General features: G+C 64.0%; 17 protein-coding genes. 4 read left to right on the top strand and 13 right to left on the bottom strand.

Annotated features, from left to right (window positions below; genetic code table 11):
• Window positions 1-12 precede the first annotated feature (12 nt).
• The 3 genes from W911_RS17250 to W911_RS06535 form a co-directional block, all read right to left on the bottom strand.
• A complete protein-coding gene (locus tag W911_RS17250; RefSeq protein ID WP_023786742.1) occupies window positions 13-1464 on the bottom strand; it encodes a glucosaminidase domain-containing protein in 1452 nt (483 codons plus the stop codon).
• Window positions 1465-1470: 6 nt separating this feature from the next.
• Window positions 1471-2700, bottom strand: coding sequence for a glucosaminidase domain-containing protein (locus tag W911_RS06540; RefSeq protein WP_023786741.1), 1230 nt, complete (start codon window positions 2698-2700; stop codon window positions 1471-1473).
• 338 nt (window positions 2701-3038) lie between these two features.
• Window positions 3039-3797: an SDR family oxidoreductase gene (locus W911_RS06535; protein WP_023786740.1), complete on the bottom strand. Its 759-nt coding sequence runs from the start codon at window positions 3795-3797 to the stop codon at window positions 3039-3041.
• Window positions 3798-4270: 473 nt separating this feature from the next.
• On the opposite strand from W911_RS06535, the gene W911_RS06530 reads away from it, so the two are divergent.
• The 3 genes from W911_RS06530 to W911_RS06520 all read left to right on the top strand — a co-directional run bounded on the left by W911_RS06530 (window position 4271) and on the right by W911_RS06520 (window position 7418).
• The gene (locus tag W911_RS06530) at window positions 4271-4993 is read left to right on the top strand and encodes a TorF family putative porin (protein WP_023786739.1); all 723 of its coding nucleotides are present in this window, start codon (window positions 4271-4273) and stop codon (window positions 4991-4993) included.
• A 227-nt stretch (window positions 4994-5220) separates the two neighbouring features.
• A complete protein-coding gene (locus W911_RS06525) occupies window positions 5221-6036 on the top strand; it encodes a TorF family putative porin (RefSeq protein ID WP_023786738.1) in 816 nt (271 codons plus the stop codon).
• 608 nt (window positions 6037-6644) lie between these two features.
• The gene (locus W911_RS06520; RefSeq protein ID WP_023786737.1) at window positions 6645-7418 is read left to right on the top strand and encodes a hypothetical protein; all 774 of its coding nucleotides are present in this window, start codon (window positions 6645-6647) and stop codon (window positions 7416-7418) included.
• A 25-nt stretch (window positions 7419-7443) separates the two neighbouring features.
• Here W911_RS06520 and W911_RS06515 read toward each other — a convergent pair whose 3' ends face one another.
• The 4 genes from W911_RS06515 to W911_RS06500 form a co-directional block, all read right to left on the bottom strand.
• Window positions 7444-7830 carry a hypothetical protein gene (locus tag W911_RS06515; protein ID WP_023786736.1) on the bottom strand — a complete coding sequence of 129 codons (387 nt, stop codon included), beginning with the start codon at window positions 7828-7830 and terminating at the stop codon, window positions 7444-7446.
• Between the two features lie 203 nt (window positions 7831-8033).
• Window positions 8034-8591, bottom strand: a complete 558-nt coding sequence (locus tag W911_RS06510) for a hypothetical protein (RefSeq protein WP_144083545.1) — start codon at window positions 8589-8591, stop codon at window positions 8034-8036.
• A 124-nt stretch (window positions 8592-8715) separates the two neighbouring features.
• Window positions 8716-9519 (bottom strand): ribonuclease T2 family protein, encoded by an 804-nt coding sequence (locus W911_RS06505; protein ID WP_023786734.1) that lies wholly within the window; start codon window positions 9517-9519, stop codon window positions 8716-8718.
• A gap of 1 nt (window position 9520) precedes the next feature.
• The gene (locus tag W911_RS06500) at window positions 9521-10924 is read right to left on the bottom strand and encodes a M20/M25/M40 family metallo-hydrolase (protein ID WP_023786733.1); all 1404 of its coding nucleotides are present in this window, start codon (window positions 10922-10924) and stop codon (window positions 9521-9523) included.
• 93 nt (window positions 10925-11017) lie between these two features.
• Here W911_RS06500 and ppdK point away from each other — a divergent pair, with 93 nt between their 5' ends.
• Window positions 11018-13774 (top strand): pyruvate, phosphate dikinase, encoded by a 2757-nt coding sequence (gene ppdK, locus W911_RS06495; protein ID WP_081717662.1) that lies wholly within the window; start codon window positions 11018-11020, stop codon window positions 13772-13774.
• 74 nt (window positions 13775-13848) lie between these two features.
• Here the strand turns inward: ppdK and W911_RS06490 are convergent, their stop codons facing one another.
• From W911_RS06490 to W911_RS06465, 6 genes are all read right to left on the bottom strand, one after another.
• A complete protein-coding gene (locus W911_RS06490; RefSeq protein WP_041317742.1) occupies window positions 13849-14076 on the bottom strand; it encodes a hypothetical protein in 228 nt (75 codons plus the stop codon).
• 138 nt (window positions 14077-14214) lie between these two features.
• Window positions 14215-15078 (bottom strand): carboxylating nicotinate-nucleotide diphosphorylase, encoded by an 864-nt coding sequence (gene nadC, locus W911_RS06485; RefSeq protein WP_023786730.1) that lies wholly within the window; start codon window positions 15076-15078, stop codon window positions 14215-14217.
• Window positions 15075-16763, bottom strand: a complete 1689-nt coding sequence (locus W911_RS06480; protein WP_023786729.1) for an L-aspartate oxidase — start codon at window positions 16761-16763, stop codon at window positions 15075-15077. The genes nadC and W911_RS06480 overlap by 4 nt, the downstream gene beginning before the upstream one ends.
• Window positions 16764-17099: 336 nt before the next feature.
• Window positions 17100-18200 carry a quinolinate synthase NadA gene (gene nadA, locus W911_RS06475; protein ID WP_023786728.1) on the bottom strand — a complete coding sequence of 367 codons (1101 nt, stop codon included), beginning with the start codon at window positions 18198-18200 and terminating at the stop codon, window positions 17100-17102.
• A 253-nt stretch (window positions 18201-18453) separates the two neighbouring features.
• Window positions 18454-19446: an NUDIX hydrolase gene (locus tag W911_RS06470; RefSeq protein WP_023786727.1), complete on the bottom strand. Its 993-nt coding sequence runs from the start codon at window positions 19444-19446 to the stop codon at window positions 18454-18456.
• Window positions 19447-19626: 180 nt separating this feature from the next.
• Complete coding sequence (locus tag W911_RS06465) at window positions 19627-20259, bottom strand: HD domain-containing protein (RefSeq protein ID WP_023786726.1); 633 nt, start codon at window positions 20257-20259, stop codon at window positions 19627-19629.
• Window position 20260 lies beyond the last annotated feature (1 nt).

Below are 20260 nucleotides of genomic sequence, written 5' to 3'. Positions count from 1 at the left end.
AAAAGGCAGGAATCAGCCCCCGTCGGGACAGAGCGTCCGGGCCTGCTTGAGCGCTTCGTCGCGCGAGAGATATGTGCCCACCGCCTCGCCTCCGTTCGGCTGCGCCGAAAGAAAGCTCTTCGTCATCGTATCCTCGAAGCCGTCGAGAACGGACAGCGCGACGTAATGCATCGCGTCGCCCTTGGGCGTCCGCACAAGCACCGTCGTCTGCCCGCCGAACGTCGCCGTCTCCACCACGCAGCCCCCTGTTTGCGCCACGGGAGCCGGCGGCGGCTTCATACCAAGGCCCGAAGGCGGATCGAATGCCGGCTTGGCATCGGACGCCGAGGAAGCCCCTGCAATCAGAAACCCGCCAACGGACGCACCCGCGACCGCCTGCGGATCGGCCGGCGCTTCGGAAACGACCGGCACTTCGGACGCGTCGCGCGCATCTGCCTGCGCGGTCGCGCTCGCGTCGAGGACCGGCTGCGGCAGATCGCGGCTCGCAACCGCTTCCGGCGTCAGCGCTCCGGCAAACCCGGCAGGAGGCGAGAACAGGGCAAACACGGAAGGCGCGTCAACCGACGCGGTTTCGATCGCAGCGGCATCGCTTTCTGCCGATGTCGGCGCGGGCAGAGCATCGACGGCCTGCGTCGAATCCGGCTCCAAGGCGTCGCCGCTCTCCTCGACTGTCGAAATCGCAACCGTCCCTTTCGGCTTCGGCAACTCCAGCGCAGCGACATTGCGCGGCTTTCCGGCATCGCCCGTGCGTTGCGAAGGCCCGCGATGCCACGGCAGAATTTCGACCTCGTCCGAAACGTTGTCGCTGCCCCGGCAGAACTGCTCCCGATAGCGCCCAGCCACCCACTCGATCGAACTCGCATACTTCGGATCGACCGCCCAGCGCCGCGCGAGATCGGAAAACAGCACGGGCCTGTTCAGCTTCCGCGACAGAGCCAGGATGTGGTGTTGCTTGAGCCGCGTGCGCGAAGCGACGGGTTCGCCGACCTGCTCGCCCGAATACACGACGAGATGCTGGATCTGCCCCAGCACGCCCGTGCTCACGTCCGGAAAGCTGTCTCCCGGCACGCCGCCGCCTGTCGTGCCGATGCCCGCGAAATTGTTCTGGCGCGGATCGACGTCGCCCATTTTTCCGTTGGGACGCCGATAGCTGAGAAAGTTGGTCTCGATCGCCATCTGGAAAAACGCGTAGTCCCAGCGCACGCGCCAAGCTTCGCCGTGTTGGCGATAGTAATGGGCGATGGTCTTGAAACGCGGATCGAGGTTGCCGTTCCGCTGGCGGAGAAACGCCATCAGCCGATCCGGCGTCACGCACTGAGGCACGGCGTTCCGCTGCGACAATCGAATTTCCGGCGACCTTGCCGCCTGTGCGAGCGCCTCCCCGCCGAGCACGCCGGCAAGCGCGGCGCCGACGAGCACGGAGACGCAGAACGGAAATACTTTACGGCAGAATACGCTCTTCACGTCCGATCACCCCTCCGGACACAGTTCGAAGGCCTTTTCGAGAGCCTGCGACTGACTTGAAAACTCGCCGACCGACGCCCCGCCCTTGGCGTATGCGTTGATGTAGGCGTCCGCCTCGCGCTTCTCCGCGCCCTCGTTCACATCCAGAACCGTATAGTTGGTCGTCGCATCCTGGACGGCCTTGATGATGATCGCCTTGCTGCCGCCGTAGCTTGCCGTCCAGACGCGGCAACTCCCTTTGGCCTTGGCAGGTGGCGCATCCTTCTGCGGCGTGACGGCCGCACCTGCGGCGGCACCGCTGGGCAGCGCCGCGACCTCGACCGTTGCCTGATCGTCGACCGTCGCAACGGCCTCCTCGACGACGGAAACGGAAGCCTCCACGGCCTTCACAGGCTCGTCGGCCTCGCTCGGATTGAGCAGCGTGACGGACGGCGTCATGGAAGCCGTCTGCACCTGGGGCGGCTTTTTCTCGACCTTCGCGACAACGTCGGGTTTGGCCTCGGGCGCGCTCGGAAGCGTGCTGACCGTTGTCTCTGGCGGCGCGCTCTTATGCGCGACGGCTTGCCCGCTCGTGCCGCGGATCTCGGCAACCAGTTCCGGCCTCGGATCGGGCTCGCGGCAAGGCCCTTCGAAGAAACGCGTGGCAATCGTCTGCATGTCACGCGTGTAGCGGCGGCTTCCCGGCGCCCACTTCTTGGCAAGATCGGTGTAAGTGATCGGCCGCGAGAAACCCTTCTGCCAGGAGGTGAGCACGCCCCAGTCCTGAATGTTGCGCGTCCGCTCGGCCACGGGGTTCTCGACCCGCTCGCCCGAATACATCACGACATGTTCGAGATGCGCGCGCACGCCTGTCGAAATATCGGAAAACCGTTCGCCCCGCGCACCTTTTCCCGTCGCGCCGAGACCGGCGAAGTTGTTCTGATCGGCGCGCACGTCGCCCTTGTACGTCAGATGGCCCGTCTCCAGGATCATCTGGAAGAACGCGTAATCCCAACGCACGCCGAGAGCCTCGCCATGACGCATGTAGTGGCTGCCAAGCTCGTCGTACCGGGAATCGAGTTTCGGATTGCGCTCCTTGAGGAACGCCATCAACCGGCCCGGCGTGGCGCATTCGGCCACCGCATTGCTCGCGCTGGTGCGGATGGGCGGAAGATTGGCAGCCGAAGCGGCAGCAGGAAAGAGAGAAACCGACAAAGCAACGCCGGCAAGGAGAAGGGGCCGAAATCGGCAAGTCATGGACACACCCCAGGTTTTCTACGCAGCGCCAGAAGCGTGCCGATCCCCACCCGAGGGAACGGTTCGCCTCGCCACTCACGCGCACGAGACCATGAGTAACGCTTAGGACCGAAAGCTCCGGATGCCGCTATCGTCTGGCCCCCGCCGATCCGAGCATCGGTTCATAACCCCTTAAGTTTAAGAGCGGGTTTACGGGTGATTCAGTTGAAGAGGACGTGCCCTACCCGTCCCTCATATTTAGGGCGCGAGTGGGGGGATCAGAGGGAGGAATTGTGGCGCCTGCTGCCGAGCGCCGCGCGCCCCCGCGCGGCCAGGGCGTCGTGGAGCGGCGATCGCGGCTACTCTTCCGAGCCCCACGTCAGATGCTGCCCGCCGTCGAGCGCGATCATCTGCCCCGTCAGGGTGGGGGAAGCCAGGATGAAGCGCACCGCGGCGGCAATCTCCTCGGGCGTCGGGCCACGCTTCAAAAGCGTCGATGCGCCTTCCTTGGCAAAGTCCGCATCCGTCTGGTGAACACTCTTCAACACAGGACCTGGGCCAATCGCGTTCACCCGGACGCGTGGCGCTAAAGCCTGGGCGAGCGTCCGCGTGGCCGTCCAAAGGCCGGCTTTCGAAATGGTGTAGGAGAAAAAATCCGGCGTGAGCTTCCAAACCCGCTGATCGATGATGTTGATCACATTGCCAACCGCACCCGGCGGAAGGGCGAGGAAAAGAGATTTCGCGAGAAACACCGGGGCCTTGAGGTTGATATCGAGATGCGTGTCCCATGTTTCTGGCGCCATCGTCGCGACCGTATCAACGAGAAACTCGGACGCGTTGTTGATCAGGCAAACCGGTGCGCCGAGCGCTTCCGTGCAGCGCGGCACCAGGCTCGCGACGTCCGCCTCCACCGCAAGATCTCCGGCAACCGCAGCAGCCGTCCCCCCGGCGCGCCGAATGTCCTCGACCAGCGCCTCAGCCTCTTGAGCAGAGCGGCGATAATGGACGCAAACCTGCCATCCGTTCTGGGCGAGATCGCGCGCGATTGCGCACCCGATCCGCCGGGCGCTTCCCGTAATGAGAACGGTGGGAGCGGACGCCGCCATCGCACGCGACATGAACTTGATCCCTGATGAGTTGATCCCGGAGAGGACGCAAACACGAGATTAAGCGCTCGCCCGCCCGTCCCTGAGAAGCCGATGAGGTCTTCCTGCATCGAAAACGAGTCGCGGGGAAGAGGTGCTCAATCGACGCGAATCGATTTCCCAACGAGGGGCGCACAAATTTTAGGCAGTTACTGCCCGGTTTTCTTACACGACCTGACAGCAAATGCCTGCTCAACGGGCGGTTTTTGAGCAAGACATGACCAGATCGGGACCAAAGTTGCGAAGATGAGACACCCCTTTTGCCCGCGCACCTCTTGGACGTGTTCTGACTTGTACTTCGACCTGAGTTTCCGTTTTTTTAGATCAGCAGCGCCGTTGGGTCGGCACGCTGATCTTCGGTGGGCACCCGGACAGGGGAGCCGGGATCGGGACGCGGGCGCCAGAGAGAATTCGGGCGTGGGATCATTTGGGGGTTGAGAGGTACGATGTCGACATCAGCATCATTCAAGAAATTCATCGGAGCAACGGTCGGAGCCGCGGGCCTCGCGCTTTGCGCCCTGTCGGGCTCCGCCCAGGCTGAGAGCCGCGAGTTCTCGTGGTCGGTCACCGGCACCGGAACCAGCGACTACGTCTTCCGCGGCCTCTCGCTCAACAACGAAGATCCGGCTTTCCAGGCGTCCATCGATGTCGAGTACGGCATCTGGTACGCAGGCCTCTGGGGCACCATGGTCGACGGCCAGGGCTACGAACCCGTCGAGCTTAACTTCTACACGGGCATCAAGCCGGTTCTCGGCCCGGTAACCTTCGACTTCGGCATCGTTTACTACTTCTATCCTTGGGCCGATAACTCCGGCGACAGCGACGTTATCGAGCTGAAGGCCGCCTTCGACTGGTCGCCCGTCAAAAACCTGACGTTCTCGCCCGCCTACTACTACGTGCCGGACCAGAGCAACTCCGACGAAGCTTCGACGGTCGAAGGTACGCTTGCTTACGAGTTGCCCTCCGTTGGCGTCTTTACGCCGACCCTGAGCGGCCTCGTCGGCTGGACCGAAAACTTCGGCGGTGGGGAATACACCTACTGGAACGCCGGTCTTGCTCTGGCCGTCGACAAGTTCACCTTCGACTTCCGCTACTGGGACACGGACATCTCGAACGACGGCCTTGCCGACGAGCGCTTCGTGTTCACGGCCAGCATCACGCTGCCCTGATCGACCAGACCAAGACCTTTTCCACGGAACGGGGCCTTCGCGGGCCCCGTTTTCGTTTTGAAGACCGGCAAGCCACGCGTTGCCGCGGAGCCACAAAGCTCCGGCGACAAAGGGAAAACCCCGTCTTTGTCCTTGTCTCCGTCCGACGGCTACGGTCTTGTATCCTGATGAATCGCGCATGTCCGGCGACGGCCGACAGCGCCCGGGGAATCTAAGGGGCAAAGTCCATGTCGATGTTGGTGGGGACCACACGCGCAGGTCTGGCAGCAGCCGCTGCGATCGTGTTGACCGTTGGAGCGATGCCCGGCACCGCCCTCGCCGATGGCTGGCACGGCGGCAGCTTCAAGGATGCGCCCGTAGAAAGCCGCAAGCTCGAACTTTCGGCCACCCTCACCGGCACCAACGATTACGTCTGGCGCGGTTTCTCTCAGAATATGGAAAACCCCGCCGTTCAGGGCTCGGTCGACCTGGCCTATGGCATTTTTTACGCGGGCATCTGGGGATCGAATGTCGATTTTGGCCCCGGCTCCGATGCCAACGCGGAAATCAACTACTACACCGGCGTCAAGCCGGTCTGGGGGCCCGTCACCTTCGACTTCGGTGCCATCTATTACCATTACCCCAGCGCGAACGATGCAGGGGCAGAGCTGGATTTCGTCGAGCTTAAGGCCAGCTACAGCCTGGAAAGCCCTTGGATCAAAGGCCTGACCAGCGGCACCACGCTCTATTGGACACCGGATTACAGCGGCGAGCTGGGCAGTGTCTTCACGCTGGAGAGCGCGGCCTCCTACGCCCTTCCTAAGGTCGGCATGTTCCAGCCCGCGATCAGCGGCGTCTGGGGCACATCTTACGGAGATCGCAAAGACGGCTTCGTCTTCGGCACCAACAATAAGGACCGCTACTCCTACTGGAGCGCCGGCCTCGAACTCGCCGTCGAGAACTTCACCTTCGACTTCCGCTACTGGGATTCGGACGTCCGCGGCGGCGCCGACGGCTTGGCCGACGAGCGCTTCGTCTTCACGACGACCGTCTCGCTGCCCTGATCCATCAACGAAGCGCGCGCTGCGCTTCGTTCGGATCGGCCCTCTGCAATCGATACGTCTTGAGCACCCCGCGCCGTGCAGCCGGCCGTCGCGCGGTGTGCGCTCGTGTGCGCCTGCCACGAACCCGTTGCAGTTCCTTCATCACCACGTCACGAACCACCGATAGCTTCCGCGCAGACCATGATCGTTTCAGGCCCTATCGGCTTGAAACGTGAACCGTCGGTCTCATGAGAAACCACGAGCGCTTTTCACGCTTGTGGTCGAAGACTTCGACCAGTCCTCTTACCCCATCTCCCGCGTCCGGGGTGTGGTTGCCTCGCTCGGGCAATCCATTGAGAGGACGGTAATGGGACGTCGCCCGCCCTCGTTTCGCGCGTCCCGTCTCCTGCCGCCCGCCCGGACCGGCAACGGTCTTGAGCGGCACGAGAGAGGCCGGCCTGTCTGTCTCGCGCCGCGCACCCCGCGACCGGCAATCGGCAGCCAGGCTGGCCTCGTTTGTGCCCTCGCTGCGAGCCGCCTCCCTTTTTCCCCGTATTCTTCGCGACGCGCGCTTGATCGCCGGTCAAAGCGCGCCCTAAGAGACATTGAGGGAGAATCGAGCAGATGCCGTGATTCTGGCAATTGTCATCATGGTCACTCTCACCGTCGCGATCGCGGCCCGCGTGCTCGCGCCGCGTCTTGCGGGTGATCGCGTCCTGTTCGAGCAAAGCCCGGACCACCCATCCCCCTTCGGCTACCGAATGGCATGGCTCGCGGTGCGAAGCCGCGATACGGAGGCCGTCGCAAAAGAGCTTGGGCTCGTCGCCCCCGAACCCTGCAACTGGCGATCCGGCATCGGCACCGTCTACGACAACCACCTCGGCAACGATCACGTCTTCGTCTCCCCGCCCGTCAACGGATGGACGTTCGTCGTCGGCCTCGCGCTTCCCTTTCCCGCCGGCCGCACGTTCACCGACAAGGCGATGCCGATGTTGCGGCGCCTGGGAGACCGCTTCGTCGAGGTGCAATACTTCTTCGCCTATCCGCCCATCGACTGCTTCGCCTGGGCGCGCGTGCTCGATGGCCGCGTGGTCCGCGCTTTCGCCATCACCGATTCCGGCATCATGTGGAACCGGGGACGCATCACGCGAGAGGAGCGCGGCCTCGGCCTCAAGCTGTTCGATTTCCGAGGTGTCCGCGGCCGCAAGGGCGATGCGGGCGGCGAGATCGTCTTCTATCCGACCGAAAAGCACGTCCTCAGCCTAGCCAAACGCTGGAGCATTGATCCGAGCGGCCTCGAAAACGTCGAGATCCCAACGCCTGCACTGGGCTTGATCGCGCTTGCCCCGGCATCCTGGAAACCGGAACGCGCAAACAAAACCGGCATGAAAAAAGCTGGCTAATCGGAGCTTGATGCGGTCTGCGGCGCTACGCAGCCGAGAGACCTGCGATCTCGGCCATCTGTTGCGCGATCATCTGATCCAGAAACCCCTCGAACGGAACCGTGAACGTTGTGAGCCCCTTCGGATCGTTCTGCCACGCCGTGAGCTTCTCGGCGAACGCGGCCGGCAACGGCGCCGCCTCTTCGTCGCGATCGACGATGCTGGACCGGAAGGCCGCTTCCGTCATGGGTAGAAACGGAATGGTCACGCGTTCGAGATGACCATCGGCGTGGCGTCGCGGCGCATGAACGGCGGCCGCACAGACGATGTGCTGATCGTCACCGAAGGACGCGATGGCTCCAATCAAAAGCCGGGACGTCTCGAAGCCCCGAGGGGCGCGATAGCTCCAGCTTTGTCCGGCGACAAGGTCCATGTTCGACGACTCCACAAAATCCAGAAATGGCTCAAAGACTTGAGCCGAGCGATGCGCTGATACGCGGGCATCGGGGCAGCTTTCGGGCGCGCCAATCGGCAAAGTTCGCTTCGATTCTGCGCGTCGCCAGAGAAAGCGTTGATTTTCAAATGCGCTCGCAGCTCAAGACGCAGCACGAGGAAAATCGTCGCACGAACGGAATTTTACGGGCGCCGAGGGCCGAGCGCGCGCGCCGGAGTCTCCGGAGCGGCCCACGCGGCCCCGTCGTTGCTCGTTCCCGCGCGATCTTCGCGCTGTTTGACCGAAGCACCGTGCGAAGGCGAAAAATCCTGTCCGCAGGCGCCCGACGAAATCGCCCCCGTCTTCCGGTCGAGCTGAAGCGCCGTACACCAAGCCATCACCAGCGGCGCATCCGAAATTTCCGCAGCGGTCTGGGAGGCTTCGATCTCAGGCGCCTCGGCGCGCGAACGATCGACCGAGCCGGACGGATGCCCCGCGAGCACCACAGCCGATACGAAGCTCCAAAAGCCGACGAAGTGCCAGAAAAGCGCGCCTAGCAGGAATCCGATCACGCTCCAACCGAGACCGCCAACGCCGTCGAGCACCCGCCGCGCTGCACGAAGCTGCGCGCCACGGCTTTCCTCAAAGCGACGCGCACCGTCACGCCTCGCCGCAAGCGACGTAGACCCCACGTCCTGCGCCCTCGGAAAGCCACCCTCTGCCAATGGCGGCAGACCGCGCTCGTTTGCAAATCCCCGCATGCCCCACTTCCGCATGGACGACGACCGAACGCAGTACGACTCGAAGCTTGGGGCCCGTGGCCCGCGGCGACAAGTGGCGCAATCGGGGCGGAAGGCAACTTATCCACAGACTGTGCAGAGAGCCTCAGTTACGCGCCGCCGCGCGCAGCGGCGGCACATGCATCCGCTGCGTGCGGCAAAGCCGTTGCTGCGCCTCGTTCCGCCCGCATCGAACGGGTTCGCCCGCTTTCGAGAAACAGACGCGAAGCTCGCGGAACCGATTGCCGGGACCTGCACAAACCACCGCCATCATGTCGCGATCGAGTTTCGGATTGGCGGCAGCGAACGCAGCCATGACATCGTCGGGACTGAGAAACTGCGTCTCTCGCGGATTGCGAAACTTGTCCGGCACCGTGATGCTGCGGAAGAGTTCTCGCGATTTATCGAAGTACGCCTCGGGCCCAAGTCCCGAGCAGGTGCCGTGCTTGCGATACTGGTGAATGACGAGCCCGCGGCTCGGCATGATGTCGGCCATCTCCGAGATCACGCGATCCGGCACGAACGGCCGCTCGCGCGTCTCGCAACTTTCGGGAAATCCGTCGGCATACTGCGGCCAGAGCCCATGCAGAATGAAACCATAGGGCCGCCCGTGCCGGGGTGCACACTGCTGCGCATCGCGGTCATGATCTGCGCTTTCGCAATGCGTCGGACTCCACGAGAGTGCGAGCGTGTAATAGTCGAACGCGCCGGTCGCAATGGCCCCGTCGCCGCTAGAGCGCTCCCGGCCCGTTCTCCGATCCGCGGTGTCTCGCTGCGTCGTCTGCTTTTGAGCCGACGTGGTGTCGCGCGCCTGCTCCCCGCCCGGCAACTGGTCGAAGTAATAAAGGACAGCCACAACGATCAGCAGCAGCACAAGCCCCGGCAGGGACATCTGTTTCGGTTGTGCCATTTCAAGCCGCCTGACGCGCCAGAGCGTCCAGAATGCGCACCCAGCTCCGCGCGCCCTTCTTGAAACTCTTCAGGTTGTATTTCTCGTTCGGCGAATGGATGCGGTCGTCCTCCACGCCGAAGCCGATGAGCAGACTGTCCATCCCGAGCGCGGACTTGAACGACGTGACGATGGGGATCGACGCTCCGCATCCCATCAGCACGGCCGGCACGCCCCACTCATCGCTGAGCGCCTGCGCCGCCGCACCGACCGCAGGGGCCGACGTATCGAACCCGATGGCCGCACTGCCATGCACGCCAAGAAACTCCGCCGAGCAATCGCTCGGCAAGTTGTCGAGCACAAACTGCTGAATGGCCTTGAGCACCTTCTCCGGGTCCTGCCCCGGAACCAGCCGGCACGTGATCTTCACCGACGCTTGCGCCGGAATGATCGTCTTCGAGCCTGCGCCCTGATAGCCTCCGGTAATGCCGTTGAATTCAAGGGTCGGCCGCGACCAGAGCTGTTCGATGAGAGAGGCGGACGCTTCGCCCGCGGGCTCCGAAAGGCCCACCGGCTTCAAAAGCTGATCCGGCCCAAGCCTCAACGCTTTCCACTGCTTGAGCTGCGCGGCCGAGGGCTTTTGGATCCCGTCGTAAAAGCCGGGCACGCGAATGCGGCCGCGGTCGTCGTACATCTTGCCGAGCACACGGGTGAGCGCGCGGATCGGGTTCATCGCCGCGCCGCCATAGAGGCCCGAATGCAGGTCGCGCGACGGCCCCTTCACGATCACTTCAAGCCCCGCGAGCCCACGCAGCATGGTGGTGATCGCCGGCGTATCCTTGTCCCACTGCCCCGTATCGCAGACGAGCACCAGGTCGGCCGTGATCTCCCGCCCCGATTTCTTAAGAAACCCCGGCAGCGACGGAGAGCCGCACTCCTCCTCGCCTTCGATCATCGCCGACACGGCAACCGGCAACTCGCCCGCCACCTCCGTCCACGCGCGCGCCGCTTCGAGGAAGGTCATGAGCTGGCCTTTGTTGTCCTCGGCCCCGCGCGCAACGATCACCTTTCCGTTCAGCTTGTCGTTGGCGATGCGCGGCTCGAACGGCGGCTTCGTCCAAAGCTCCAGCGGATCGGGAGGTTGCACATCGTAGTGTCCGTAGAACAGGACGTGCGGCGTCCCCTTGGCCACTTTCTTGCGGTCATGCCCAACGACAATCGGATGGCCGCTGGTCTTACGCACGGATGCGGGGATGCCCGCTTCCGTCAGCGTCTCGGCACACCAGTCGGCGGCTTGGCGGCACTGCGCGCCATAGGCCGGGTCCGTCGAAATGCTCTCGATCCGGATGAGTTCGAACAGCCGTTCGAGACCGGCATCGAAATTGCGTTCCAGCCGGGCGAGAACCTGGGGCACGAGATCCGTCATGTCGGAAACCTTGTCGCATTAAGGATGGGAGGCGGGAGAGTGCGCGAACGGGCTCAATCAGTCAAAGGGGGTGTTGGCGCGCCCCCTTCGCATATGCCACAGTCCGGCCTTCCCGGCTGCAATCCAAGGAGAGGGCTTTTGGCACAAGCCAGGTCATCGCACGACCAAGCCCCAAAGTGGGTTTATACGTTTGCTGCCGGCAAAGCCGAAGGCGGCGCCGACATGACGGATCTGCTGGGCGGCAAAGGTGCGAACCTCGCCGAGATGGCGGGCCTCGGCCTGCCTGTACCGCCTGGCTTCACGATCACCACGGAAGTCTGCACGCTCTACTATCGGAATGGGCGCCGCCTGCCGGATGGGCTCGCAGTCCAGGTGGAAGAGGCGCTCGGCCTCATCGGCAGCGAAGCGGGCGCACGCTTCGGCGATGAGGAGAACCCGCTGCTCGTCGCGGTGCGCTCCGGTTCGCGCGCCTCGATGCCCGGTATGATGGACACGATCCTGAACCTCGGCCTCAACGACCGCACAGTGCAGGGCCTTGCGCGCCGCTCGGGCGACGAACGCTTCGCCTACGACAGCTACCGCCGCTTCATTCAGATGTACGGCGATGTCGTGCTCGGCGTCGATCACTCCGTGTTCGAGGACATCCTCGACAACTTCAAGAACTTGAACGGCTACGCGCTCGATACCGAGCTCACCGCAGCCGAATGGCTGAAAGTGATTTCCGCTTACAAAGCCGCCATCGAAGACGGCGCCGGAAAGCCCTTCCCGCAAGACACCGGCGAACAGCTTTGGGGCGCCATCGCCGCCGTGTTCGGATCATGGCTCAACGCGCGCGCCGTCACCTACCGCCGCCTGCACGACATTCCCGACGATTGGGGAACGGCCGTTAACGTCCAGGCGATGGTGTTCGGCAACATGGGCGATACGTCGGCAACCGGCGTCGCCTTCACGCGCAACCCGTCGACGGGCGCCAACGAGATCTACGGCGAATACCTTGTGAATGCGCAGGGCGAGGATGTCGTCGCCGGCATCCGCACGCCGCAGCCGTTGACGAAGAAAGCCCGCATCGAGGCCGAAGACCCCAACCTGTCGCTCGAAGAGGAAATGCCGGACTCGTTCGCGGAGCTTAGAAGCATCTTCGACAAGCTTGAGCAGCGCTACCGAGACATGCAGGACATCGAGTTCACCATCCAGAACAGCCGCGTCTGGATGCTGCAGACCCGCTCCGGCAAGCGCACCACCGAAGCCGCTGTCAGAATTGCCGTCGAACTCGCCGAGGAAGGCATTCTCACGCGCGAAGAAGCCGTGCTCCGCGTCGAACCGGGCGGCTTCACGCAGCTTCTGCATCCCACCATCGACCCCACCGTCGAAAAGGATCTTCTCACCAGCGGCCTCCCCGCCTCGCCCGGCGCCGCATCGGGCGAGATCGTCTTTTCCTCCGACGAGGCCGAGCGGCAGAAACAGCAGGGCCACGCGGTGATTCTCGTGCGCACCGAAACGAGCCCCGAAGACATTCACGGCATGCACGCCTCCGCCGGCATCCTGACGGCCCGCGGCGGCATGACGAGCCACGCCGCCGTCGTCGCACGCGGCATGGGCGTGCCCTGCGTATCCGGCGCAGGCGCGCTCCGCATCGACGAGAAAGCCGGCACGCTCGCCATCGGCCCGAAGAAGCTCGCCACGGGCGATATCATCACCATCGACGGAGCCACCGGGCGTGTCTACGCAGGCGCCGTTCCGATGCGCCAGCCGCAGCTGTCCGACGATTTCGCCAAGCTCATCGCGTGGGCGGACGAAGCGGGCGGCCTTGTCGTCCGCGCCAACGCCGATACGCCGAAAGACGCACGCCAGGCGCATAGCTTCGGCGCGCAAGGCATCGGCCTCTGCCGCACCGAGCATATGTTTTTCGATACCGAACGCATCCTTGCAATGCGCGAGATGATCTGCGCCCCCGACGAAGCGGGACGTCGCCGCGCGCTCGACAAGATCTTGCCGATGCAGCGCGCGGATTTCGTCGAGCTGTTCGAGATCATGGGCGCGCTCCCGGTCACGATCCGCCTACTCGATCCCCCGCTGCATGAATTCCTGCCCCAGCAGGACCACGAGATCGAAACCCTCGCCGAAGCGCTCGGCACGGACGTCGGCAAGATCAAGTCGCGCGTCGCGGAGCTGCGCGAGTTCAACCCGATGCTCGGCCTGCGTGGGGTGCGCCTCGCCATTCGATACCCCGAGATTCCGGAAATGCAGGCGCGCGCCATCTTCGAGGCGGCCATCGAGGCCGAGAAGCGCCTCGGCACGCGCGTCGAGCCCGAGATCATGATCCCGCTCGTCGCCTATCGGCGGGAGTTCGACATCGTGGCCGCTGTCATCCGAAAAACAGCGGATGCCGTCGAAAAGGAAACCGGCGCGCGCCTCGCATACCAGCTCGGCACGATGATCGAGCTTCCGCGCGCCTGCCTTCGCGCCGCGGAGGTTGCGGAAGGCGAGCATGGCGCGGATTTCTTTTCCTTCGGCACCAACGACCTCACCCAAACCGCATTGGGCCTCTCGCGCGACGACGCAGCACCCATCCTCTCCACCTACACGCAGCAAGAGGTGTACGAGGAAGATCCTTTCGCCTCGCTCGACCGCGAAGGCGTGGGCGAACTCGTGAAGATCGGTGTCGAGAGAGGGCGCGGCGTGAAAGCGGGCCTCAAGATCGGCATCTGCGGCGAGCACGGCGGCGATCCGCAGTCGATCGCGTTCTTTCACGAAGCGGGCTTCGACTACGTGTCCTGTTCGCCGTTCCGCGTGCCCGTCGCGCGCCTCGCGGCGGCCCAGGCCGTCATTCGCGCCAAACTCACGAGCTAGACCATGATCGCTTCGGACCCTATCAGTCCGAAGCGTGAATCATCGGTCTCGTCAAAAAAATAGAGCAGCCGCGATCAGTGCATCAGATCGCGATTTTCGATGTGTTCGAGTTCGTCGATGGATGGGCGGCGCGGACGCGGGCCCACATGCTTCGGCATGAACGCCAGCCACAAGAGCAGCGGCGGCAGGATGAAGCACCACGCCATCCAGAACGAATAGTCGCGATTCTTCCACGCGGCGAGAAAGCCGGCGAGTGCAGCCGAAGCCATGGCCGCCAAACCCCAGGCGACGATCCAAGTCATGATCGCGACCCCCTTTTCCTCAAAGCTCAGCCAATCCGACGCAACAAGCGAGACATGCCGTGCGAGTGCGGCCAAATCAAGCTGCACGTGGATTTCGTGCTTAAGCGTCGGATTTTTTCGCGCGTCATCGCGCCCGGCTTACGCCGAGAAATCTAGCCCGAGATCGAGAATAGGCGCCGAATGCGTCAGCGCGCCTACAGAAATGAGATCGACACCGCTCTCCGCAATGGCGCGAACCGTCTCCAGCGATACCCCTCCGGAGGCTTCCGTCGTGATACGACCGTCCACGATGCGGACGGCCTCCCTCAACGTTTCGGACGTCATGTTGTCGAGCAGAACCGCGTCGAGCGGATGCCGGAGCGCGGCTTCGAGTTCTTCGAGAGAGCCGACTTCGACTTCGATCTTCACCATATGGCCCGCGTGGGCCCGCGCCGCTGCAATCGCGGCCTCCACGCCGCCCGCCGCCACGATGTGATTGTCCTTGATCAGGATCGCGTCGTAGAGCCCCGAGCGGTGATTGTGCCCGCCGCCGCAGCGCACGGCATACTTTTCGAACGCGCGCAGACCCGGCGTCGTCTTGCGCGTGTCCACAATACGCGCATTGGTGCCCGCAATCCGCTCCACGAACCGACACGTGAGCGTTGCAATCCCGCTCATGTGACAAAGATAGTTGAGCGCAACACGCTCCGCCGTGAGCAATGAGCGCGCGGCTCCCGACACACGCGCCACAACGGCACCCGCATCCACGCGATCGCCATCCCGCGCGAGCGCTTCGAACGCAACCCGTCCGTCGAACGCTTCGAACGCAGCCCGCGCCACATCGAGGCCCGAGATCACGCCCGCGCGCCGTGCGCCGAATGCCGCCACCGCCTGCGCATCGGCCGACACGGTGGAAAGCGTCGTGATATCGCCGCGCGTCCCGAGATCCTCGACGAGCGCGTCCGAAACGGCACGGGAGATGAGAATGGACGGCAGTCCGCCGTCGAATGAAGCACACTTCACAGCGAGAGCTCCGCAACGAATGACGCGGCCGCGACGGCCGGCCCGCCGGCATCGGGCGCCGCAGCAACGGCCGACCGGATCGTGTCGAGCGTAACGGCACTCCGCTGCCGCAGCGCCTCGACCGGCTCCGCAAAATCCGAACGGAAATGAGCCCCGCGGCTCTCTCGCCGCAACAGCGCTGACCCCGCGATGATCTCCGCCGCAAGCGCCATATTGACGAGCGAGCGGTCGCCAACGGCCTCCACGCCAATCTCTCTCAGGATCTTGAGCGCGCGAACGAGGTCCGGGCCGTTACGCACGACCCCAACATGCTGGCTCATGGTGTTCCTGAGGCGCGCGAGCAGATAATCGCGATACGCACTGTCCAGCGCACGCTCCTCTGCAACCCGATAGGTCTTCGCCACCGGCCGCGCCGTTTCGGGCGCGATCAAGGCCGCAATGTCCGCAGCCACGCGCGCGCCCATCACGACGGCTTCGAGCAGCGAGTTGGACGCAAGACGATTTGCGCCGTGCAGCCCCGTCGCCGCCACCTCGCCGACCGCCCAAAGACCTTCCAGCGATGTCCGTCCCGAAAGGTCGGTTGCGACACCGCCCATGTGATAATGCGCCGCCGGAGCCACCGGGATCGGCTGTGTCGCGGGATCGATTCCGGCCGCGAGGCAATGAGTATAAACGGTAGGGAACGCCTGCGGAAACCGCGCACCGATCGCAGTCCGGCAATCGAGGAACGCGCCATCGCCGGATGCGATTTCGGAGAACACCCCGCGCGCGACGATATCGCGGGGACCAAGCTCTCCGTCCGGATGCAGTTGCAGCAAGAACCGCTCGCCGCTGCGATTGATCAGCGTCGCGCCCTCGCCGCGCAAGGCTTCGGACGCGAGCGGTGCCGGATCGATCCCCGCATCGATAGCCGTCGGATGGAACTGCACGAACTCGGCATCCGAGATCACCGCACCCGCGCGCGCCGCGAACGCGAGCGCTTCACCGCAGGCATAGATCGGGTTCGTCGTCACGGCGTAAAGCGCCGACGCACCGCCCGTGGCGAGCACCACAGCCGACGCCGGCATGAAATCGAAAGTGCCGGATCCCGCAGCATCGCGCCGAATGAGACGGACGCCCGCACACCGCCCGGCAGCGTTCGAGCCTGCATCGAGGATGAGATCCAGCGCCTCGTAGTTTTCGAGCACGCGGATGGAGGGCGTTGCCCGCACCGCCGCGATGAGCGCCTGCATGATAGCGGCGCCCGCGCGGTCTCCCGACACACGCACGACGCGGCGCGCCGAATGCGCCGCCTCCCGCGAGAGCACGAGATGTCCGGCTAGATCGCGGTCGAACGGCACGCCATACCGAAGCAGATCCGCGATTCGGGCGGGCGCTTCCTCTGCAATAACGCGCGCGACGTTGGGATCGACGAGCCCATCGCCAGCCGCAATCGTATCGGCCGCGTGCTGCTCGGGCGTGTCGCCCTCCCCCACCGCCGCAGCGATGCCGCCCTGGGCCCAAACGCTCGACGCACCTTCACCGAGTGGCGCGGCCGCCACGACCGTCACCGGCAGCGGCGCGAGGCGAAGCGCCGCGAAGAGGCCAGCAAGCCCCGCGCCGACGACGACGATGTCGCCGCTTCCGAGCGCGCGGTTCGGATCGGCAAAGCCGTGAACGAGAGGATTTGAGACAGCGGAGTCCATGGGCCGGACCTCCTTCGAAGCGTTCCGACGAAACGGAAGCAAGGGCGCGGGCACGTTCGCACCTGCGCCGACGACCTTAGGTCGTGAACTCACAAATCGATGGGCATTGACGCGAGGACTTTTGTGCATCCGGCAGGAGCGAAAGCGCAGCAAACCTCCATGGTTTGCAAGCTTTTGCGACGCACCGGAAGCGCGAAAGGACCGCGCCCCTCCGGGGTGAGCCAAGCAAGCCCAACGGCGGCGGCGGCGTCGTGCTGGAAGCACGCCTCCGGCGTGACGCGATTTCCCTGGCCCTTGGGCTTGATTGGCTCATCAATGTCCCATCCATTTGTGAGTTCACGACCTTAGCCCCGACGCCGTCGACCGACTACGCTCCACGGCGCGGCGCGCCTTCTCCGCGACTGTCGGATCGACGGTCACTTCGTAGCGGTTGTAGAGCAGCGCCTCATAAATCTTTTCGAGGCTGATGCGCTTCATGTGCGGGCACAGGTTGCACGGCCGCACGAACTCGACGTCCGGCACTTCAGCCGCGACGTTCGACGCCATCGAGCACTCGGTGACGAGCACGACCTTCGCCGGGCGCTTGGTCTTCACCCAATCGATCATCGCAGCGGTCGAGCCCGTGAAGTCGGACGCCTCGATGACATCCGGCGGGCACTCGGGGTGCGCGATGATCTTGAGGCCGGGATCGGCCGCGCGCATCGCCTCCATTTCATCACCCGTGAAGCGCTCGTGCACCTCGCAGGAACCCTTCCAGGTGATAATCTCGACCTTGTCCGTCTGCGTCTGCACATACTTCGCGAGATACTGATCGGGAATGAGCAGCACGCGCGGCGCGCCAAGCCCTTCCACGATCTTCACCGCGTTGGACGAGGTGCAGGTGATATCGCACTCGGCCTTCACCGCCGCGCTCGTGTTGACATAAGTCACGATCGGCACGCCCGGATAAGCGGCACGCAACGCGCGCACGTCGTCCGCCGTGATCGAGGATGCGAGCGAGCAGCCCGCCAGCGGATCCGGGATCAGAACCGTCTTGTCGGGGCTCAAGAGCTTCGACGTCTCGGCCATGAAGTGCACACCGGCTTGCACGATCACTTTCGCGTCCGTGCGCGCCGCTTCCTTCGCAAGCTGCAAGCTGTCGCCGCGGAAATCGCCCACGCAGTGGAAGATCTCCGGCGTCATGTAGTTGTGCGCGAGGATCACCGCCCCCCGCTCGCGCTTAAGCTCGTTGATCGCCTTCACGAGCGGCGCGTAGTGCACCCACTCCATCGGCGTCACGACGCCCTTCACGCGCTCGTAGAGCGGCGCAAGCTCACGCTTGAGCGCGGGCGTAAACGCGAAGGGCGGAACGATCGGAGCCGTCCGGGCGCGCGGCGCGCATGCCGCGCGATCAACATCGGGCGTCAAAGTGAGAGTCGAATGGGCCTGAAGCGCCATTGAGACCTCCCCATGTTGGCATATACTCCACTTGAGTATATGCGGGACCTGAAAAATACCGGCCGTTTCGGGCCAGTTATTTCTACGCTCTTGGTACCGTTCGGTTCCCCTTGTTATGCTCGACTAGAGCATTGAGCGGCTGCACTAAATTTAGTGTAACTGCTGCTCAATTTCCAGAGTCTCACCGATTTTTTTGAAGAGCCGCATATCGCGGCTCCTCCACGTACGCTCGACTGAGGAACGACATACGTCTTCAGCTTCTCGCCGGTTTAACGCGCACGCCGGGCGCCGGCCGCTCCAGCAGCACTTCGCGGCGGAAGCGGAACAGCTTGGCAGGCCGCCCGCCCGTCTGCGTCTTCACTTCGCCCGTGGGCTCCACGAGCCCCGCGCTCTCCACCAGGCGGCGGAAGTTCTGCTTATGAAGATGCGGCCCCAGGATCGCCTCCACCGTCTTCTGCAGTTCGAAGAGCGTGAAGTTATCGGGCATCAGCTCGAAGATCACGGGGCGGTATTTGATCTTCGCGCGCACGCGCCCGATGGCTGTCGCCAGGATGCGTCGATGATCGAAACGCATCGGCAGGCCGAGGCGCGGAAGCCCATTCCAAAGCGAAGCCGCCTCGCGCTCGTCGCGTCGCGCTTCCTCCACGAGACCCGCTTCATAGAGAAGCTCGAAGCGATCCAGAACCTTCTCCTCGTCCCACGCGCCCCCGTCCAGGCCGAAACAGATGCGGATACGATCCTCGCGCGGCACGGGCCGCACCGGCGCAGAACGAAGTGCCGGCTTCACGGCCCACTCTCTGAGCCGCGGCTCGATCTCGCTCGTCAGAATATCCGGCTTGCCTTTACGCCAGTCCTCCCACGGGAAATACTGATACCAGCTCCGCCACGTCCCATGTTCGAGATCGCGCGCATGTCCCCGCTCGGTGAGCGCGAGATAGCCGATCGACACCACGTGCAAGGAAGGGTCGTCCGGCTGCGCGTGTCGTCCGCGATCCCCGAACGTGTAGAGCTGCTCGACATAGCCGAGCCCGAGCCCCGTCTGCTCTTCCACCCAAGAGCGCAATCCGCTTTCGAGCGTTCGGTGTGCAACGGGCGAGAACGGGCCGAACGGCAAGCCGTCCACCGCATCCCCGTCGTTGCGGATGACGAGAGCCACCGGCTCGTCGTCCACCACGGCGACAATCGCCGCGTTGAGTCCGATCTCCACTCCCGCCGGTTCGCTACGAACAGCGGGGTGCGTTTCCATTGCGTCGATTCCACTCTCGTGGACCCGATGCCTGACAGTCCCATCCGTGATCATGGCGTGTGCTCCTCGGAGCCCGGCTAAAGTCGGATCGTGGCGATTTTCCGAACCGCCAACTCAAGATATTTTTCACCAAAGAGGGAATAAAAACGAACGTGCTCGGAACCAACGCCGAGACATCGATTAAAGTTCGCTTCCGAGATCCGAAAAGCGCTGCAAAAAGAGCTTTTGCGCGTCGGGCGCAGGCAACGGCGCGAGCAAATCTCGCGTGTTGGAAAAGTGTGCCTCGGACAATTCCGGCCGCCCAAAATAAATGAGCGCTTCGTCCTCCGCGAAGCCCGCAAGCCGCGTCGCCTCGTAATAGGCCGCCACACGATCCGCCCGCTTGATCTCGCTTTGAATCTCGTCCGGCAACGTTGGCGGAAGCCCGAACCGCACGTGCACCGCTTCGAGAATCCGAAACTCGAAAGCCTTGTAGTCGAACCCGATGGCAGTCTTGAACGGGCTGATCAGATCGCCGATCACGTATTCGGGTGCATCGTGCAGAAGCGCCGCCAGCCGCCAGCGCGCCGGCCACGCAGCGTTGAGCGCACCTGCAATCTCCTCTACAAGCAGCACGTGCTGCGCCACCGAAAACGCGTGCGCTCCTTGCGTTTGCCCGTTCCACCGCGCCACGCGCGCAAGCCCATGCGCGATGTCGTCGATATCGACGTCCCCGGGCGAAGGATCGAGAAGATCGAGACGCCGCCCCGACAACATGCGCTGCCAGGCCCGCGCGGGCGCGGCTACGTCTGACCTTGATCGGGATGCGCTCATA

The sequence above is a fragment of the Hyphomicrobium nitrativorans NL23 genome (assembly GCF_000503895.1).
Lineage (GTDB): Bacteria > Pseudomonadota > Alphaproteobacteria > Rhizobiales > Hyphomicrobiaceae > Hyphomicrobium_C > Hyphomicrobium_C nitrativorans.
This window is presented reverse-complemented; position numbering and strand designations above follow the sequence as displayed.

What these genes read in the sequence shown, in the direction of transcription:
- W911_RS06540 (WP_023786741.1), bottom strand. Translation starts at nt 2,700, where the DNA reads ATGACTTGCCGATTTCGGCCCCTTCTCCTTGCCGGCGTTGCTTTGTCG.
- W911_RS06535 (WP_023786740.1), bottom strand. Translation starts at nt 3,797, where the DNA reads ATGTCGCGTGCGATGGCGGCGTCCGCTCCCACCGTTCTCATTACGGGA.
- W911_RS06530 (WP_023786739.1), top strand. Translation starts at nt 4,271, where the DNA reads ATGTCGACATCAGCATCATTCAAGAAATTCATCGGAGCAACGGTCGGA.
- W911_RS06525 (WP_023786738.1), top strand. Translation starts at nt 5,221, where the DNA reads ATGTCGATGTTGGTGGGGACCACACGCGCAGGTCTGGCAGCAGCCGCT.
- W911_RS06515 (WP_023786736.1), bottom strand. Translation starts at nt 7,830, where the DNA reads ATGGACCTTGTCGCCGGACAAAGCTGGAGCTATCGCGCCCCTCGGGGC.
- W911_RS06510 (WP_144083545.1), bottom strand. Translation starts at nt 8,591, where the DNA reads ATGCGGGGATTTGCAAACGAGCGCGGTCTGCCGCCATTGGCAGAGGGT.
- W911_RS06505 (WP_023786734.1), bottom strand. Translation starts at nt 9,519, where the DNA reads ATGGCACAACCGAAACAGATGTCCCTGCCGGGGCTTGTGCTGCTGCTG.
- W911_RS06500 (WP_023786733.1), bottom strand. Translation starts at nt 10,924, where the DNA reads ATGACGGATCTCGTGCCCCAGGTTCTCGCCCGGCTGGAACGCAATTTC.
- ppdK (WP_081717662.1), top strand. Translation starts at nt 11,018, where the DNA reads ATGCCACAGTCCGGCCTTCCCGGCTGCAATCCAAGGAGAGGGCTTTTG.
- W911_RS06490 (WP_041317742.1), bottom strand. Translation starts at nt 14,076, where the DNA reads ATGACTTGGATCGTCGCCTGGGGTTTGGCGGCCATGGCTTCGGCTGCA.
- W911_RS06480 (WP_023786729.1), bottom strand. Translation starts at nt 16,763, where the DNA reads ATGGACTCCGCTGTCTCAAATCCTCTCGTTCACGGCTTTGCCGATCCG.
- nadA (WP_023786728.1), bottom strand. Translation starts at nt 18,200, where the DNA reads ATGGCGCTTCAGGCCCATTCGACTCTCACTTTGACGCCCGATGTTGAT.
- W911_RS06470 (WP_023786727.1), bottom strand. Translation starts at nt 19,446, where the DNA reads ATGGAAACGCACCCCGCTGTTCGTAGCGAACCGGCGGGAGTGGAGATC.
- W911_RS06465 (WP_023786726.1), bottom strand. Translation starts at nt 20,259, where the DNA reads ATGAGCGCATCCCGATCAAGGTCAGACGTAGCCGCGCCCGCGCGGGCC.